General features: G+C 70.6%; 12 protein-coding genes. 3 read left to right on the top strand and 9 right to left on the bottom strand.

Going from position 1 to position 15,412, the window contains the following annotated elements; translation table 11 throughout:
- Positions 1-278 precede the first annotated feature (278 nt).
- Positions 279-938, top strand: a complete 660-nt coding sequence (locus tag PV734_RS03225; RefSeq protein ID WP_319288700.1) for a hypothetical protein — start codon at positions 279-281, stop codon at positions 936-938.
- Between the two features lie 147 nt (positions 939-1,085).
- Positions 1,086-2,054 carry a hypothetical protein gene (locus PV734_RS03220; RefSeq protein WP_319288699.1) on the top strand — a complete coding sequence of 323 codons (969 nt, stop codon included), beginning with the start codon at positions 1,086-1,088 and terminating at the stop codon, positions 2,052-2,054.
- 28 nt (positions 2,055-2,082) lie between these two features.
- Here the strand turns inward: PV734_RS03220 and PV734_RS03215 are convergent, their stop codons facing one another.
- Genes PV734_RS03215 through PV734_RS03200 form a run of 4 tightly spaced genes read right to left on the bottom strand, consistent with a single transcriptional unit; the run spans position 2,083 to position 6,844 of the window.
- Positions 2,083-3,474, bottom strand: a complete 1,392-nt coding sequence (locus tag PV734_RS03215; protein ID WP_319288698.1) for an acyl-CoA reductase — start codon at positions 3,472-3,474, stop codon at positions 2,083-2,085.
- Entirely contained in the window at positions 3,471-4,823 is a 1,353-nt protein-coding gene (locus PV734_RS03210) for a hypothetical protein (RefSeq protein WP_319091954.1), read from the bottom strand. The genes PV734_RS03215 and PV734_RS03210 overlap by 4 nt, the downstream gene beginning before the upstream one ends.
- A 1-nt stretch (position 4,824) precedes the next feature.
- A complete protein-coding gene (locus PV734_RS03205) occupies positions 4,825-5,589 on the bottom strand; it encodes an ABC transporter ATP-binding protein (protein WP_319091953.1) in 765 nt (254 codons plus the stop codon).
- A 16-nt stretch (positions 5,590-5,605) separates the two neighbouring features.
- Positions 5,606-6,844 carry an ABC transporter substrate-binding protein gene (locus tag PV734_RS03200; protein ID WP_319091952.1) on the bottom strand — a complete coding sequence of 413 codons (1,239 nt, stop codon included), beginning with the start codon at positions 6,842-6,844 and terminating at the stop codon, positions 5,606-5,608.
- A 128-nt stretch (positions 6,845-6,972) separates the two neighbouring features.
- Here PV734_RS03200 and PV734_RS03195 point away from each other — a divergent pair, with 128 nt between their 5' ends.
- Positions 6,973-9,738: a branched-chain amino acid ABC transporter permease/ATP-binding protein gene (locus tag PV734_RS03195; protein ID WP_319288697.1), complete on the top strand. Its 2,766-nt coding sequence runs from the start codon at positions 6,973-6,975 to the stop codon at positions 9,736-9,738.
- A 70-nt stretch (positions 9,739-9,808) separates the two neighbouring features.
- On the opposite strand, the gene PV734_RS03190 is transcribed toward PV734_RS03195, so the two are convergent.
- Genes PV734_RS03190 through fabG form a run of 5 tightly spaced genes read right to left on the bottom strand, consistent with a single transcriptional unit; the run spans position 9,809 to position 15,310 of the window.
- The gene (locus tag PV734_RS03190; protein WP_319091950.1) at positions 9,809-10,603 is read right to left on the bottom strand and encodes a glucose 1-dehydrogenase; all 795 of its coding nucleotides are present in this window, start codon (positions 10,601-10,603) and stop codon (positions 9,809-9,811) included.
- 16 nt (positions 10,604-10,619) lie between these two features.
- Complete coding sequence (locus PV734_RS03185) at positions 10,620-11,828, bottom strand: acetyl-CoA acetyltransferase (protein WP_319091949.1); 1,209 nt, start codon at positions 11,826-11,828, stop codon at positions 10,620-10,622.
- Positions 11,825-13,267 carry an OB-fold domain-containing protein gene (locus tag PV734_RS03180; RefSeq protein WP_319091948.1) on the bottom strand — a complete coding sequence of 481 codons (1,443 nt, stop codon included), beginning with the start codon at positions 13,265-13,267 and terminating at the stop codon, positions 11,825-11,827. Before PV734_RS03180 ends, PV734_RS03185 begins: the two co-directional genes overlap by 4 nt.
- Position 13,268: 1 nt before the next feature.
- Positions 13,269-14,519: an acetyl-CoA C-acetyltransferase gene (locus tag PV734_RS03175; RefSeq protein WP_319091947.1), complete on the bottom strand. Its 1,251-nt coding sequence runs from the start codon at positions 14,517-14,519 to the stop codon at positions 13,269-13,271.
- Between the two features lie 44 nt (positions 14,520-14,563).
- Positions 14,564-15,310, bottom strand: coding sequence for a 3-oxoacyl-ACP reductase FabG (fabG, locus tag PV734_RS03170; protein ID WP_319091946.1), 747 nt, complete (start codon positions 15,308-15,310; stop codon positions 14,564-14,566).
- Positions 15,311-15,412: the final 102 nt, after the last annotated feature.

The raw sequence follows: 15,412 nt of genomic DNA, 5'->3' as shown, positions 1-15,412 counted from the left end.
CGCTCCGAGGTGCGGGATCCGCCGGTCACGAACGTCCGCCACAGACCCGCAAAGGCGAACAGTCTCGACAGCACTCGACAACAGTGATGCCCGGCAACGCAGTTGTGATCCAGGCCAACCCAACATGAACACCGTCGAACAACCTGCTCCGCGCGCCCGTAGTATCTCTGTACCGAGGCAAGCCCTCACCAGGTGCGACGTACTCACCGCTCGACCCAGGCGCCTGCTCCACGAGTTGACTCACCGCCTGCGGACGCCCCCGAGGAAAGGTCGGCAGCATGCCCGACAACAAGACCACCACCACCGAACTGACATCGCAGTACATGGCACAGGTGGCCAACGACCTTGATCGCAATGCCAAGGAACAGGACCGCATCGGCGCGGAGATCGACGCCCTGCAGGAACAACTGCGCGCTCTGCAGCACGACAACACCGTGCTGACGAACATGCGAAACGCGCTCGGCGCCACGGACACCGCCACCCAGCCCGCACCCAAGTCAGCGGCGGCACCCGCGGTGCCTCGGCAGAAAGCCACCCCGCAGCGCAGCGCGGGCAAAGGGACACGGGCGAAGAAGACGGCCACTGCTCAGGGCAGCGAGCCGACCGGGAAGGTGAGTGCCAAGAAGTCCGAGGCCGTAGTCAAGTCGGCGGCCACGAAGGCGGCTCAGCCCACCCTCGTCGAACTGATCCGCCGCCACCTCGCCGATCAGAGTGAACCCCGCTCCGCGGCGGAAATCGCCACCGCACTGGGTGAGGCCCACCCCGACCGTGACATCAAGACGACCGTCGTACGCACGACAGTCGAGGGGCTTGTCGCCAAGAGCCATGCCCAGCGCACCAAGCAGGGCCACTCCGTCTACTACACCACCACCGACGCGCAGGCCCCGACCCCGCACGCGGCGGCCCCGGCCTCCGACGAGCAGCCCGAGGCGAACTGATCACGGTTCCCCGGCTCATCCCACTCACCCAGCTCGCTGAACTCACCCAACTCACCTGTCCAGCAAGGCAGTCGACGCCGACGAGCCGGGCTCACCGCGCGTCGCGGACCATTGCGCCGAGGGACCCGCGCGATCACACTGGCCCGCATGGGGGACTGGATAGGCCTGTTCAGCGTCTGGGGTGTTTTCTACGCTGTCTACAAGTCGACCGAATGGCACGAGCTTCGGCGCGACAGGCGGATCACCGCCGAGGCCGTTGAGCGGCACCTGGTCGCGGAGCGGCAGCCGGAGGACGCGGGCCCCGGCGGAGAACCCGTGCTCGGGACGACGTCACTGGCCCTGATCGCCCATGGCGAGGGTTGGGCGCTGTCCACCCTCGTCGTCGACATGCTTCTGCACCGCGTTCTGCAGCCGTCGAAGGCCGCCGGTCCCGGCCGGCTGCAGGTGCGGCTGCCTAGATCCCGCGGCCAGGCGGTGTTCGACCGGGCCTTGGCCGAACGCAGCGCGGCATGGTCCCGGGAGCAGCGGATCATCGTCGATGCCTGCGGCGGATCGAACTCCCCGCTGCGCCTTTCCGGTGTGACCGTCATGGGGGCCTTGCGTGCGGAACTGGTCGCCGAGGGGTACATCCGCCCGCCCGACGCCATGACCGTCGAGGTCGAATACCCTGCCTCGCGCACCACGATCGCGGGCTCCGTCGTCTGTCTGCTCCTCACCGGCCTGCACGTGGTGTGGTGGGACCCGGACAACAGCGACCTCATGCCGTGGGTGGTCCTGGGCATCCTCGTGAGCGGATTCTGGACACTGGCCATGGTGGTGGAAGGGAGTACGTCCTTCACCAGGGGTGCCGAGCTCCCCAGCGCCACCGCCCGCGGCGAACGAGTGGTGGCCGAGGCCCGTGCTCACTGGGCAGCGGTGGACCCGGCCGGGCGCTCCGAGCCGTACTCGCCCGACGAGGCCGTGCGGGCCATGGCAGTGTTCGGTCAGGGAGCACTCGACCACGTCACGCGGTTCGACTCCACCGTCAAGGGCCTGTTCGAGGAGCAGAAGGCGTACGACGATCGACGTCACGCCGAGTACCTGAGCCGTCGGTGGGGGGAACGGCCGGACTCATGAGACTCCCGCCGTTCGCACCTCCGTCCGATCACTCGTCGTTCACCCAGCGCATGAGCCGTTGCAGGGGGTAGAAGCCGTCGTGGGAGAGGCCCGGTGGCATGCCGCCCGCTCCGCCGAGGGACACGACGCGTTGCGCTCCGGCGCAGGCGAGGGCGTCGCGCAGTTCCGGTTTGCGGGTGTCGGGGCAGACGCCGACCGTCTGGGTGGCGACCCCTGCGTGGAGGACGGCTTCGGACAGGGCGGCGACCGGGACGACGTTGACGATTTTTCCGTCGGGATGGAAGTCCACCGGCTCCGGCGAGCGGATGACCAGGCCTCGGCCGTCGTATCCGCCCCACACCCGGTAGTCGGGCGCAAGTGAGCGCAGTACGTCGATCTCCTCGCGGAGTTCAGCGGCGACCCGAGGGCCGTCGGCCGAGCTGAACTCCCTGGCGACGCCGAGCCGTTCGCACAGCAGTGCGGCGTACCGGTCGGCGTCCTCCGCCGTGCCCTCGACGAACTGGAAGCGGCTCGCCACGCACGCCTGCTGGTTGAAGAACGTGGCGTCGGCGGCTCCGGCGTCGGCCGCCCGGGCCAGCGACTCGGGAGAGTCGAAGACCTCTCTGCCGATCAGCGAGATGGACGTCTTGGGGTCGAAGGACACGAGCTCGAACCCCGGACCGACGTATCGCAGTGCCCCGCGGACAGTGGACTCGCCGCCCCAGGCGACCAGCTTGTCGAAGAACTGGGGGCGGAACAGCACGCTCTCCACCGTCTCGTCGCCGCCGCGCCAGTACGCGGCGGAGAACGAGCGCACCACGGGGTGGCCGGGGGCGACGGCCGCCATGGTGCGCAGGATCGTGGTCGCCGTGAACAAGTCGTTCGAGGGCAGTTTGAGAAGGTTGACGCCTTTGGTGAGGGCTCCGCGTACGACGGACATCGCGGCCACACCGGGGGCGTTGCCGGCGATGATGTGCACCAGTCGCGGCGGGAAGGCCCGGGTGGCCGCGATCCTGTCCCCGGGCAGCCGTACCTCGCGCCAGCCGTCGAGGACGTCCGCGCCGCCGAGTTCGTGGTCGATCTGGGCGTACAGGCCGGGGCGTTGGAAGGTGCGCCACAGGGCGGCGTAGGCGCGTTCCAGGACCTCCTCGGGGAGTGGACTGACCCGTGCCATACGGTCCAGGGCCTCGGCGAGCAGGCCCTCGCGATCCGCTTTGAGGGCCTCGCCCGTCTCCACCAGCAGGTCGACGATCTCAGCCACGGGCACGTGGAAAGCGGGGCCGGGTTCGGTACGGGGCCACACGAGGCGGTCCAGGTCGAGGGCCGGCGCGGTGAAGGTGGCGCCCGTGCGGCCGTGGGTGGTGTGCGGGCCCGCGTCGACCTCGCCGCGGATGACATGGACGACGGCCACCGGATCCGCCTTGGTTGTCGTGGGCGTCATCCGTGGATCATCCCTCGCACGTAGGAGTCGAGTGTCGCGGCGCAGGTGATCTTGTCGTCGCCGCCGAGGTCGCCGTAGCGCTGGATGTCCGGCAGGACCGTCGGTCCTGATCGGCCGCAGTCGCACGGGGAGAAGTCGACGAAGACCCGGTCGCCGCTGATCAGTCCGCCCCAGCGGCCTTCCAGGGACACGTCCAGGAAGGCGAAGCGCCCTTCCACGACGCCGTGTTCCGTGTTCAGAAGCGTCTCGCCCGGCTCGTCCAGCACGAGCGGGATCACCCACGGTGGAATGTGATACCGGCCCTTCTCGCAGGCGGGGCATGACCCCTGGAGTTCGGTCATGCCGTAGCTGCGGACGCGCCTTACCCCGTCGTAGAAGGCGGTGAACCGGGCCTGGTAGTCGTCGGGCAGCGCCCGCCCTTTGTTGCCGCCGCCGCTGAGGACCAGTGTGTCGGGGTGCAGGCTCCCGTCTGCGACGCCTCGGGCGCGGAGGGCCTGGATCAGGGTGAACTGCTGGTTGTTCATGCCGGCGATCAGCAGCGGCTCGTCGCGGTGGGCGGCGATGTCGTCGACGATCCGGGCGAGAGCCGCGCCCAACTCCTCCTCGCGGCTCCCGGACGCGGCTTCGAAGGAGCTGATCTCCTGCGGGGTCGCGACGCCCTCCGCCATACGGCGCCGCAGCAGGGCGCTGCCCATCAGCTCGGAGACCCGCATGGGGTCCTCGGTGAGCAGCAGGGTCTCCCCGGGCCTCGCGAAGACGTCCGCGTGCCAACGGAAGCCGTCGATGGAGCGCATCGGGCCGCTCGCCGGTGCGAGCAGGTAACCGCGGCGAGTGGGCTCGGGCGGGAGCGGTTCGGGCCAGCAGGTGAGGTGTTCCAGGATGTCGTGGAGGAAACCCAGGTCGCTCGCCGCACAGTTGAGGAAGGAGACCTTTCCGGAGGTGCCGCTGGTGATGTAGGGGCGGTGTCCCGCGGCAGTGATGCGGTCGGTCCACTCGTCGATGTCGGTGACACCGTCCACGTCGACGTCGTCCGGCTCGAGTGCCGACACCGTCGTGTACCAGCGCAGGAGCCGGTCCCATCGGCCCGCGGTGATGAGGGAGACGGGGTACGACTTGTAGCTGGTGTGCGAGAAGAGAAGGGGGACGAGATCGTCCAGTCCCGTGATCTCCCGCACGCCGGTCTCCTCCGCCCGGGTGCGCAACAGCGGGATGCGCTCGCGGTGGGCGGTGAAGGTCTCACGTGCGGCTTCGAGTTGCAGTTCCTTCAGGTCGTCGGCGGGTCGGTCGAAGGCGTTGCCGGACGGGACGAGGGATCGGATCAGCTCACGTGTGCTGGGCAGGGCACCCACCTCAATCGGTCGGGACGGTTGTCTTGTCGGCGAGGTCTGTCCTGACGGCGAGTCGGGTCCTGTCGGCGGCTGCCGTCCCGGCGAGATAGGACGACTCGATCGCGGCCAGCTCGCCACGCAGTTCCCCGGGAGTGCCGGTCATCGTGACGCGGCCCCGGTGCAGGACGTACACGCGGTCGGCGATGTCCAGCACCTTGCGCACATGCTGTTCGACCAGCAGGGCGCCGAGACCGCGGTCGGCCGCCTCGCGCACCGCGCGCAGGAGACGGTCGACCACGAGCGGGGCGAGACCGAGGGACAGTTCGTCCGCGAGGAGCAGCTTGGGGGCGCGGCCCAGCGCGCGGGCCAGCGACAGCATCTGCTGCTCGCCGCCGGACAGCATGCCCGCGCCGGTCTTCAGTCGTTTCTCCAGTTCGGGGAAGAGTGCCAGGGCCGGCCCGGTCGCCACCCGGCCGACCCGCAGGTTGTCCGCGGTGTCGAGCCGGGTGAAGACCGCACGCTCACCGACGTAGGCGAGGCCCTGACGGGCACGGCGGTGCAGCGGTGCGCGGCTGGTGTCACCCAGCCAGCGCACGTCGCCGCTCATCGGGGCGAGGTCGCCCGAGAGCGCCCGGAGTGTCGTGGTCTTGCCCGCGCCGTTGGGGCCGAGCAGTGCGACCACCTCGCCGGGACGGACCTCCAGGTCGAGTTCGCGTACGACGGGCTGGGTGCCGTATCCGGCGGACAGGGCACGGGCTTCGATCAGGGGTGGTCCGGTGTCACGCACGGCCGGTCTCCTTCGGTCAGCCGGCCGACATCGCCGTCAGCATCTTGCGGACGTCCACGAAGGTCGAGCCCTCCTTGGCCCATTCGATCTTCCCGTCCCGGATGGTGAGTTCGGTGGCGGTCGTGTTGTGGATGCGGTTGAGCCCCTTGATCGGCAGGGCGGTCGACTCGTTCCAGGTCAGGGGCGGGGTCAGACCGCCGGTGTCGATGCCCGAGGTGGTGTTCAGCTCCGCCACCAGGGTCTTGGACGTGATGGCCGACAGCTTCTTGGCGGCTTCGGTGAGGACCTTGAAGGCGACCCAGGTCGTCTCGTTCGCGCCGTTGCTCGTGTCGATGTCCGTGCCCTTGGCGGCCTGGACGAAGTCCTTCCAGGCCGCGTCGGCGGTCGGCGGGTAGTAGCCGGTGATCGCGGCGCCCTCGAGCGGGCTGCTGCTGCCTCCGGTCTGGGCGGCCAGCTCCGGGGTGAGGTTGCCGACGACGCTGGCGAGCTCGGTCTTCGCGCCGGACTGGACGTACGACTTCACGAACAGGCCCGAGGCGGTGCCCATGATGACGCTCACGCAGTCGCTGCCCTTGGTCGCGGCGGCGACCTGTGGGGCGAGGTCGGTGGCGGTGAGCGGCACCTTGATGTCCTTGGGGGCCGACCCTCCGGCCGAGACCGCGCCGAGGGTGAGGAACTGGGAGACGACGGCTGCCGCGGCCACGTCGTAGCGCACACCGGAGATCTTCTTGCAGCCGCTCCGCACCAGCTGCTGTCCGTGCGCCGCGAACACCGCCGGGGTGCCGCCGTTGACCGGGAACGACAGGGGGTTGGAGAACTCGGCCGCCGAGACGCCGGTCCCGCCGAGGTAGGGGATACCGGCCTTCTGGAGGATGGGCATGTAGCGGTCGCCGGCGAGGCTGTACGAGCCCACGACCGCGACGACCTTCTCGGCGACCGCCTGCTGGGCGCACTTCTCCGCCTCGTCGGGGTCGTTCTTCTCGTTGCAGGTGACGACCTTCAGCGGGCCGCCCTTGATGCCACCGTTGGCGTTGATCCACTTCTCGTAGGCCTGGGCGGTGAGCCGGACTCCGGGCTGGGCGCTGCCCTGGGTGTCCTCCGGGTCCCAGACCATCACCTTGACCGGTGCGCCCGTGAGCGAGGAGGTCTGGGTCGAGCTGTCGGACGCCTTGCCTCCGCAGCCTGCGGCAAGCAGCGCTCCGGTCAGCGCGAGACAGGTCGCTGCGGCACTTCTGCGTCTGCGTGAGTCGTTCATGGTTCCTCCGCGGAGCTCTTCGTCGAGTTGGCGAACAGCATGGGGTGCGTTTTCGAGTTAGTGAAGTACTCTCGGCACAATTATTTAAATGAATGTGCTGTCTGGCCTCACTCCCGAGAGGTTTCCCGATGGACGACATCCTGCGTTTCGCCCTGCTGGGCCTGGGTCTCGGAGCGCTCTACGCGCTCACCGCGCACGGCATCGTGCTGGTCTACCGCGGCTCCGGCGTCCTCAACCTCGCGCACGGCGCGATAGGGATGGCGGGCGCCTATGTGCAGTGGGAGCTCGCCACCGAGCACGGCGTCCCCTACTGGCCCGCCACCGCGTGCGGGGTGCTCGCCTCCGCGCTTCTGGGTGTGCTCACCCATCTGCTGGTGCTGCGCCCGCTGCGCCGGGCGTCCACCCTGGCCCGGCTCGTCGCCACGCTGGCGGTGTTCATCGTGCTGACCGCCGTCGCCGTCAAACGCTACGGCGCCGGCCTGGAGTTGGTGCCCGGCAAGCTGCCGACCCGGCTGCTGACGATCGCCGGGGCGACGGTCTCCGAGGACCGTCTCTGGCTGATCGGCATCGCGCTCGCCGTGACCGTGGCCCTGCATCTCCTCTACAAGCGAACCCTGTTCGGCCTCGGCACGACCGCCGTCGCGGAGAACGAGGGCGCCGCCGCCTCGCTCGGCTGGTCCCCGGATCTCATCGCCACCGGCAACTGGGCCCTCGGATCGGCGCTCGCGGGACTGACCGGGATCCTGATCGTGCCGGTCATCGGTCTGTCGGTGACCGGCCTGACCACCCTGCTGCTGAGCGCGCTGGCCGCCGCCCTGGTCGGCAGGTTCTCGTCGTTCCCCGTCACCCTGGCCGGCGGTCTGGCCATCGGGATCGTGCAGTCCGAACTCACCCGCTTCGGCTCCGGCGTGACCGGCCTCGCCTCCTCTGTGCCCTTCCTCTGCATCGCCCTGGTGCTGGTCGCACGCGGCCGGGCGCTGCCGCTGCGCGGAACCTTCCTCGACCGGCTGCCGGCCCTGGGCACCGGAAGGGTGCGCCCCGTGCCACTGGCGCTGGCCGTCGTGGTCGCGCTGCTGCTGGTGAGCATGTCGACACCGCTGTGGGCCGACGCCGTCACCAACACCCTGGTGCTGTCGCTGATCATCCTGTCGATCACCGTGGTGACCGGATACGCGGGTCAGGTCTCGCTCGCGGCCTACGCCCTCGCAGGAACGGGCGCCTTCATCGCGGGGCACGCGGCGGCCGACTGGGGCTGGCCGTTCGAACTCGCTCTCTTGGCAGGGGTGTTGGGGACGGTTCCGATCGGTCTGCTGTTCGCGCTGCCGGCGGTCCGCACCCGTGGCGTCAATCTCGCGATCATCACGCTGGGGCTCGGCACCACACTGGAGGCGATGGTCTTCCAGAACACCGGCCTGTCGACCACCCCGGGCAGTGACGGCATCGTGGTGGGCAAGCAGACCCTCTTCGGGATCGGTGTCTCCGGCGTCGACCATCCACAGCGGTACGCCGCCGTGGTGCTCGTGCTGTTCGTCGCGGCAGCCCTCGTCGTGGCCAACGTACGGCGCAGCCGCACCGGCCGTCGGCTGATCGCCGTACGGGCGAACGAGCGGGCCGCCGCCGCTCTCGGTATCGACGTCCGAGCGGCCAAGCTCTACGCCTTCGGCCTGTCGTCGGCCATCGCCGCGCTCGCCGGAGTACTGACCGGCTTCCGCTCGACCTCGGTCGTCTTCTCCGACTTCGCGTCCTTCGACTCCATCACCGCACTCGGCCTCGCCGTCATCGGCGGCGTCGGTTTCCTCGTCGGCCCCCTGTTCGGCGCGACCTTCGCCGCCGGCACGGTGGGTGCACGATTCGGGGACCTGGTGCTGCCCGGGCTGAGCGACTGGATGCCCTTGATCGGCGGGATCATTCTGGTGCTGACGCTGGTGGGCAACCAGGACGGCATCGGCAAGGACGTCGGCAGACCGGCGAAGGCCATCCGGCGGAGACCGGCGCCGGAACGCGGTCGCGTCGCGAGCGCACGGACGGAAACCGTCCCGACCGGAGCGACGGGGACTGCGGAGGCTGCGGGGGCTGCGGGGGCTGCGGACTCGGGGCAAACAGCCGCCTCGGACGTACCCCGTGCCGAGCCCCTCCCCCTCCACGTGCGAGACCTGACCGTGCGCTACGGCGGTGTCGTCGCCGTCGACGGCCTTTCACTGGACGTCGAACCGGGCCAGGTGGTGGGGCTCATCGGCCCCAACGGAGCCGGCAAGACCTCCGCCATCGACGCCGTCACGGGCTTCACCCGGGCCTCGTCCGGCGCGGTCCGCCTGGACGGGCGGGAGGTGACCCGCCTGCCGGTGCACCGGCGTGCCTCGGCCGGGCTGAGCCGGTCCTTCCAGTCGCTGGAACTGTTCGAGGACATGACGGTCCTGGACAACCTCTACGCCGCCTGCGACCGACCCGGCCGGTGGGCATGGCTCACGGACCTGATCCGTCCCGGCAGCCGTCCACTGCCCGCCCATGTGCTGGTCGCCATAAGGGAGTTCGGTCTCCAGGACAGTCTGGACCGGCCGGTGGGCGACCTGTCGTACGGGGAACGGCGGCTGCTGGCCATCGCCCGCTCGGTGGCGGCCTCGCCGTCCGTGCTGCTCCTCGACGAACCGGCAGCGGGCCTCTCCGACGACGAGACACGGGAACTGGCCCAGCTGGTACGGCGACTCGCCGAGGACTGGGGCATGGGAGTGCTGCTCGTCGAGCACGACGTCGACATGGTCATGAGCGTCTGCGACCAGATCGTCGTGCTGGACTTCGGGCACCGGATCTGCGCCGGCACCCCGGAGGAGGTGCGCCGTGACCCGGCGGTACGGGCGGCCTACCTGGGCGACCTGGAGCCGGAGGCGATCACCTGATCACCGTCCCGTGACGAATCGGAGGCGCCTCCCGTGAGGGAAGCGCCTCCGAACCGTTCCACGAGCCGTCTCAGGCGTCGCGCAGATCCGCGACGTACGGCTGGTGGGCGAGCAGGCCGCCGTCCACACGCAGGGTGTGGCCGGTGATGAACGTCGACTCGTCGGAGGCGAGGAAGACGACCGCCGAGGCGACGTCCTCCGGCCGGCCCAGGCGCGGGGTGAGGTGGTGGCGAAGCATCGCCTCCCGGATCGCCCCGTGCGCCGAGCCGGAGCTCGCCGGGGTGACGATGAACCCCGGCGCGACGGCGTTGCAGCGCACGCCCTGTTTGCCGTACTGGGTGGCGACGTACTGCGTGAGGTTGATGAGGGCGGCCTTGGAGGCGCCGTACGCCGGGTTGCGCAGGTCGCCCGCCAGGCCGGCGCCGGACGAGGTGTTGATGATCGAGCCACCACCGCGCGCGATCAGATGCGGGACGGCCGCCTGGATGGCGACCACGGTCCCCCGCAGGTTGATCCGCATCGTGTCGTCCCAGACCGCCGGGTCGGCCGCCAGGACGGCGAGGTCCTGGCGGGCGGCCAGATGGGTGGCCGCCGCGTTGTTGTGCAGGATGTCGAGCCCGCCGTACGTGTCGACGGCGGCGGCCACCATGGCTCGTACGCTGTCGACGTCCCCCAGGTCGACGGTGACGGTCATGGCGGAGCCTCCAGCGGCGCGGATCTCCTCCATGACCGTCCCGGCGCCGTCGGGGTTCAGGTCCGCGAGGACCGTGTGCGCTCCCTCGGCCGCGACACGGCGTGCGGTGGCGGCGCCGATGCCGGAGGCGGCGCCGGTGACGATCGCGATCTTGCCTTCGAGTCGCCCCATGGCCGAACCGCCTTTCTCAGTGCGTGAGTTCGTTGCCGACGACGGAGACGAAGGAGACGCATTCGCCCGGTCCGCCGCCGAGGTTGTGGGTCAGGGCGAGGGAACGGCCTTCGGCCAGGGACGTCACCGTCCGCTCGGGCGGCGCCTCGCCCCGCAGTTGCAGCCATGCCTCGAACATCATGCGCAGGCCGGAGGCGCCGATGGGGTGGCCGAAGGCCTTCAGGCCGCCGTCCGGATTGACCGGCAGCGAGCCGTCCAGGTCGAACGAACCGCTGGTGACGTCCTTCCACGCCTGGCCGCGTTCGGAGAACCCGAGGTCCTCCATCAGCACCAGTTCCGTGGGGGTGAAGCAGTCGTGCACCTCGGCCAGGGCGAGTTCGGTGCGCGGGTCGGTGATGCCCGCCTGCCGGTAGGCCTCCCGGGCCGAGGCGACGACCTCGGGGAAGGTGGTGAAGTCGTACTCGGGATCGAGGAGCCCGTCCGCCGGTCCCGCCACGAAGGACAGCGCCTTCACGAAGATCGGCTTGTCGGTGTACCTGTAGGCGTCCTCGGCGCGGACGACGATCGCGGCGGCCGAGCCGTCGGAGACGCCCGAACAGTCGAAGACGCCGAGCATGCCCGCGATGATCGGGGCCGACCGGATGCGCTCCAGCGGGACCTCCTTGCGGAACTGGGCACGTGGGTTGCGGGCCCCGTTGACGTGGTTCTTCCAGGCGATGCGGGTGATGACGTCCTTCATCTCCTCGTCGGACAGCCCGTACTTGGCGGCGTAGGCCGGGGCGAGGAGCGAGAAGTTGGCCGGGGCCGTGATCTCGCCGCGGCTGTCGTCGCCGGCGCCCGGTATCGCGGTGCCGGACAGCCCTGACATACCGGAGTCCTTGAGTTTCTCCACGCCGACCGCCATCGCCACGTCGTACGCCCCGGACGCGACGGCGTAGCAGGCGTTGCGCAGGGCCTCGGAGCCGGTCGCGCACATGTTCTCGACGCGGGTGACCGGCTTGTTGGGGAGATGGAGCGCCCGGCTCAGGGTCAGCCCCGACACTCCGGAGGCCTGGGTGCCGAACCAGTACGCGTCGATGTCGTCGAGGGTGATGCCTGCCGAGGTCACGGCCTCGCCCACCGCGTCGATGAGCAGATCCTCGGCCGAGCGGGTCCAGTGTTCGCCGAAGGTCGTGCAGCCCATGCCCACGATGGCGACCCGGTCCCGAATTCCGTGCGAGCTCATCCGTGTGTCTCCTCGGTCTCGCCGCCGGTGCGCACCGGCCGGGCCTTCCAGAAGTAGTTGTGGACGCCGGCGGCGGTGACCGTGCGCCGGAACGTCATCTCGACCCGCGCGCCGATGACGGCGTCGGCCTCGGTCGCGTCGGTCAGCTGGCAGCGGAACCGGCCGCCGCCGTCGTAGTCGACGACCACGACGAGCATCGGCGGGCTCGGCGTGTGGGCCAGCCGGTCGACGGTGAACGTGGCGACCGTGCCGCGCACCCGCTCCATCGGTTCGTCGGTCATGGCGTCCACGCTCCGGCACGACGAGCACACCCGGTCCGGCGGCAGATGCCGGGTGCCGCACTTCTCGCAGCGGGAGGCGACGAAGCCGTACTTCCAGGCGGTACGTCGGTGCGCGGGCGGAGCGTAGGGCGGCTCGGGGTCCGGCCGGCGGGGTGGTTCGCGGTCGAGCAGGCCGCGCCAGGTGAGATAGGTGGCGTACGGCATCGGGGCGCTGCCCGCGGCGATCTGGGCGGCGACCGGGCGGGCGGCGCGGTGGGCCGGGAGCGCGTCGGTGGTGCGCAGCAGGAGGACTCCGGCGCCGTCGCCGAGCACGACGAGGGCGATGGTCTCGCCGGGTGCGGCCCGGTCGAGGACGTCGGCGAGGAGCAGGCCCGGCTGGGCGGTGCCGGCGTTGCCTATCACCCCGGTCAGGTCCGGAGTCACCGCCTCGGGACGGGTGCCCGACCCTCGCCTGACGGCGGCGCACGCGCGCGCGTGCAGACCGGAGACGACGAGGTGGTCGATGGCGTCACGCTCCAGTCCGGCCTGGTCGAGGGCGGCGGTGAGCGCCTTGTCCGCGAGGGAGACGTAGATCTCCTCGGCGAAACGCTCCTCCCAGACCCGGGACGCGGGGGCGCCCGGCAGCCGCCAGCGTTCGAGGATCTCGTCGCTGACCGTGTCGTGGGCGAGGAGTTCGGCCAGGACGGGGGCGCCGTTGCGGTGCCCGCCGAAGACGAACGCCGCCGCGCCGTCCCCGCCCGCGACCTCGTCGCTGCCGCCGGGCAGCCCGGTGCGCAGGTCCGACAGGACGGCCAGGGTCGGGACGGCGGAGCGGGCGGCGGTGACCAACGCACCGAGTCCGGAACGTACGGAGCCGGCCATGTCCACGGCGAGCACGTGTTCGTCGAGGCGGAGCGCGGCGTGGACGGCGGTCGCGTTGGTCTTGTCGAGGTACGCGGGTGCGGCGGTGGCGAGGAAGAGCTGCCCGACGCGGGGGCGCAGGCGGTCGCCGGCGAGGGCGTCGCGGGCAGCCTCGACGGCCATCGACGTGGTGTCCTCGTCGTAGCCCGCGACGGCCCTGGTTCCCTTGGCCGCCGGGGTTCCGAGTGTCGCGGCGACATCGGCGCGGGCGAGGCGGTGGTACGGCACATGGGCGCCGTATGCGATCAGTCCGGCCATGTCAGCGTCCTCCGATGGCGTGGGTTGTGTGCGTCGGCCGTTCGAAGACCGCGGCCAGGCCCTGTCCGCCGCCGAGGCACATGGTCTCCAGGCCGTAGCGGGCCTGACGGCGGTCGAGTTCGCGCAGCAGGGTGGCGAGTATGCGACCGCCGGTGGCACCGACGGGGTGGCCCAGCGAGATGCCGGAACCGTTGACGTTGAACCGCTCGAAGTCGGTCTCGGTCAGGTCCCAGGCACGGGTGCAGGCCAGCACCTGGGCGGCGAAGGCCTCGTTGAGTTCGATCAGGTCGATGTCGGAGAGCTTCAGTCCGGCGCGCTCCAGGGCCCGGGCGGTCGCGGGTACGGGCCCGATGCCCATCGTCTCCGGCGGCACGCCGACGACGGCCCAGGAGACCAGGCGTGCCAGGGGGCGCAGCCCGAGTTCGGCGGCGCGTTCCGGGTGGGTCACGACACAGAGCGAGGCTCCGTCGTTCTGCCCGCTGGCGTTGCCGGCCGTGACGGTCGCCTCCGGGTCCTGACGGCCGAGCACCGGACGCAGCTTCGCGAGTTTCTCCAACGAGGAGTCGGGGCGCGGGTGTTCGTCGGTGTCGACGACCGTCTCGCCCTTCCGGGTGCGCACGGTGACGGGCACTATCTCGTCGTCGAAGCGGCCTTCCCGCTGGGCGGCGACGGCCTTCTCGTGCGAGCGCAGGGCGAGTCGGTCCTGCTCCTCGCGGGGGATGGCGTACTCGCGTCGCAGGTTCTCGGCGGTCTCCAGCATGCCCCCGGACACGGGGTGGTTGACACCGCCGGAGGTGACGCGGCCACGTGCCAGCCGGTCGTGCAGGGTGGTGCCGGCGCCGCGTACACCCCAGCGGACGTCCGTGGTGTAGAACTCGGCCTGGCTCATGGACTCGACGCCACCGGCGAGCACGAGGTCGCTCGCGCCGGTCTGCACCTGCATCGCCGCGTTGATGATCGCCTGCAGGCCGGAGCCGCAGCGCCGGTCGATCTGGAGTCCCGGTACCTCGACGGGCAGTCCCGCGTCCAGGGCGGCGACGCGTCCGATGGCGGGTGCCTCGCCGTTGGGATAGCACTGGCCGAGCAGGACGTCGTCGACGGCGGCGGGTGGTATGCCCGTCCGTTCCAGCACCGCGCGGACCACCGTGGCGGCGAGTTCGGCCGCCGTCACGTCGCGGAAGACTCCGCCGTAGCCGCCGACGGGGGTACGCACGGGTTCGCAGATCACCGCGTCACGCAGGAGGGCGGGCATCGCGTGGGCCTTTCATGAGGGGGCCGTATCGCTTTCTTGGGGGCTCACATGTACCGGCCGCCGGTCACCTCGACCACGGCTCCGGTGAGGTAGCTCGCCATGTCGGAGGCGAGGAAGAGGACGACCTGGGCGACCTCGGCGGGTTCGCCCGCGCGGCCCAGGGGGATCTCGGCGAGCTTCGCGTCCCAGGCCGCCGGAGGCATCGCCTCGGTCATGGCGGTGCGGATCAGACCGGGCTGTACGGCGTTGACGCGGATGCCCGCCCTGGCGAGTTCCTTGGCGGAGGCCTTGGTGAGGCCGACGAGGCCGGCCTTGGCGGCGCTGTAGTTCGTCTGGCCGAAGTTGCCGACCTTGCCGGCGATGGACGAGATGTTGACGATGCTGCCGCCCTGTCCGTGCGCCCGCATCGCCTCGGCGGCGAAGCGGGTGCCGTTCCAGGCGCCGGTGAGGTGGACGTCGACGACGGCACGGAAGTGGGCGAGGGGCATCTTGCGGAGGGTCGCGTCCCGGGTGATCCCGGCGTTGTTGATCATGACGCCGACCGGGCCGAAGCTGTCGGCGCAGTGGGCGACGAGGGCGGCGACCTCGTCCTCGTCGGTGACGTCGCAGCGCAGCGAGGTGGCGGTGACGCCGTTCTCACCGAGGCGTTCGGCGGCCTCGGCGGCCGCGGCCTCGTTGATGTCTCCGAGGACGACGCGTGCGCCCGCGTTGCCGAGGACCCCGGCGATCTCGAAGCCGATGCCCTGTGCGCCGCCGGTGATCACCGCGTTCCGGCCGTCCAGCAGTCCCATGTCCGCCCGCCCCTGACTCGACGCTATTCCCGTTAAATAGATAACCTATTATGCTGAAACAATCAATACAGCGATCAGCTGTACGGACAGGGCGTCGGACGA

The organism is Streptomyces sp. AK08-02 (assembly GCF_033795085.1).
GTDB classification, from domain to species: Bacteria; Actinomycetota; Actinomycetes; order Streptomycetales; family Streptomycetaceae; genus Streptomyces; species Streptomyces echiniscabiei.
Note: the sequence above shows the minus strand (reverse complement) of the source record. Positions and strands in the feature narration are given on the sequence as shown.

What these genes read in the sequence shown, in the direction of transcription:
- PV734_RS03225 (WP_319288700.1), top strand. Translation starts at nt 279, where the DNA reads ATGCCCGACAACAAGACCACCACCACCGAACTGACATCGCAGTACATG.
- PV734_RS03220 (WP_319288699.1), top strand. Translation starts at nt 1,086, where the DNA reads ATGGGGGACTGGATAGGCCTGTTCAGCGTCTGGGGTGTTTTCTACGCT.
- PV734_RS03215 (WP_319288698.1), bottom strand. Translation starts at nt 3,474, where the DNA reads ATGACGCCCACGACAACCAAGGCGGATCCGGTGGCCGTCGTCCATGTC.
- PV734_RS03200 (WP_319091952.1), bottom strand. Translation starts at nt 6,844, where the DNA reads ATGAACGACTCACGCAGACGCAGAAGTGCCGCAGCGACCTGTCTCGCG.
- PV734_RS03195 (WP_319288697.1), top strand. Translation starts at nt 6,973, where the DNA reads ATGGACGACATCCTGCGTTTCGCCCTGCTGGGCCTGGGTCTCGGAGCG.
- PV734_RS03190 (WP_319091950.1), bottom strand. Translation starts at nt 10,603, where the DNA reads ATGGGGCGACTCGAAGGCAAGATCGCGATCGTCACCGGCGCCGCCTCC.
- PV734_RS03185 (WP_319091949.1), bottom strand. Translation starts at nt 11,828, where the DNA reads ATGAGCTCGCACGGAATTCGGGACCGGGTCGCCATCGTGGGCATGGGC.
- PV734_RS03180 (WP_319091948.1), bottom strand. Translation starts at nt 13,267, where the DNA reads ATGGCCGGACTGATCGCATACGGCGCCCATGTGCCGTACCACCGCCTC.
- PV734_RS03175 (WP_319091947.1), bottom strand. Translation starts at nt 14,519, where the DNA reads ATGCCCGCCCTCCTGCGTGACGCGGTGATCTGCGAACCCGTGCGTACC.
- fabG (WP_319091946.1), bottom strand. Translation starts at nt 15,310, where the DNA reads ATGGGACTGCTGGACGGCCGGAACGCGGTGATCACCGGCGGCGCACAG.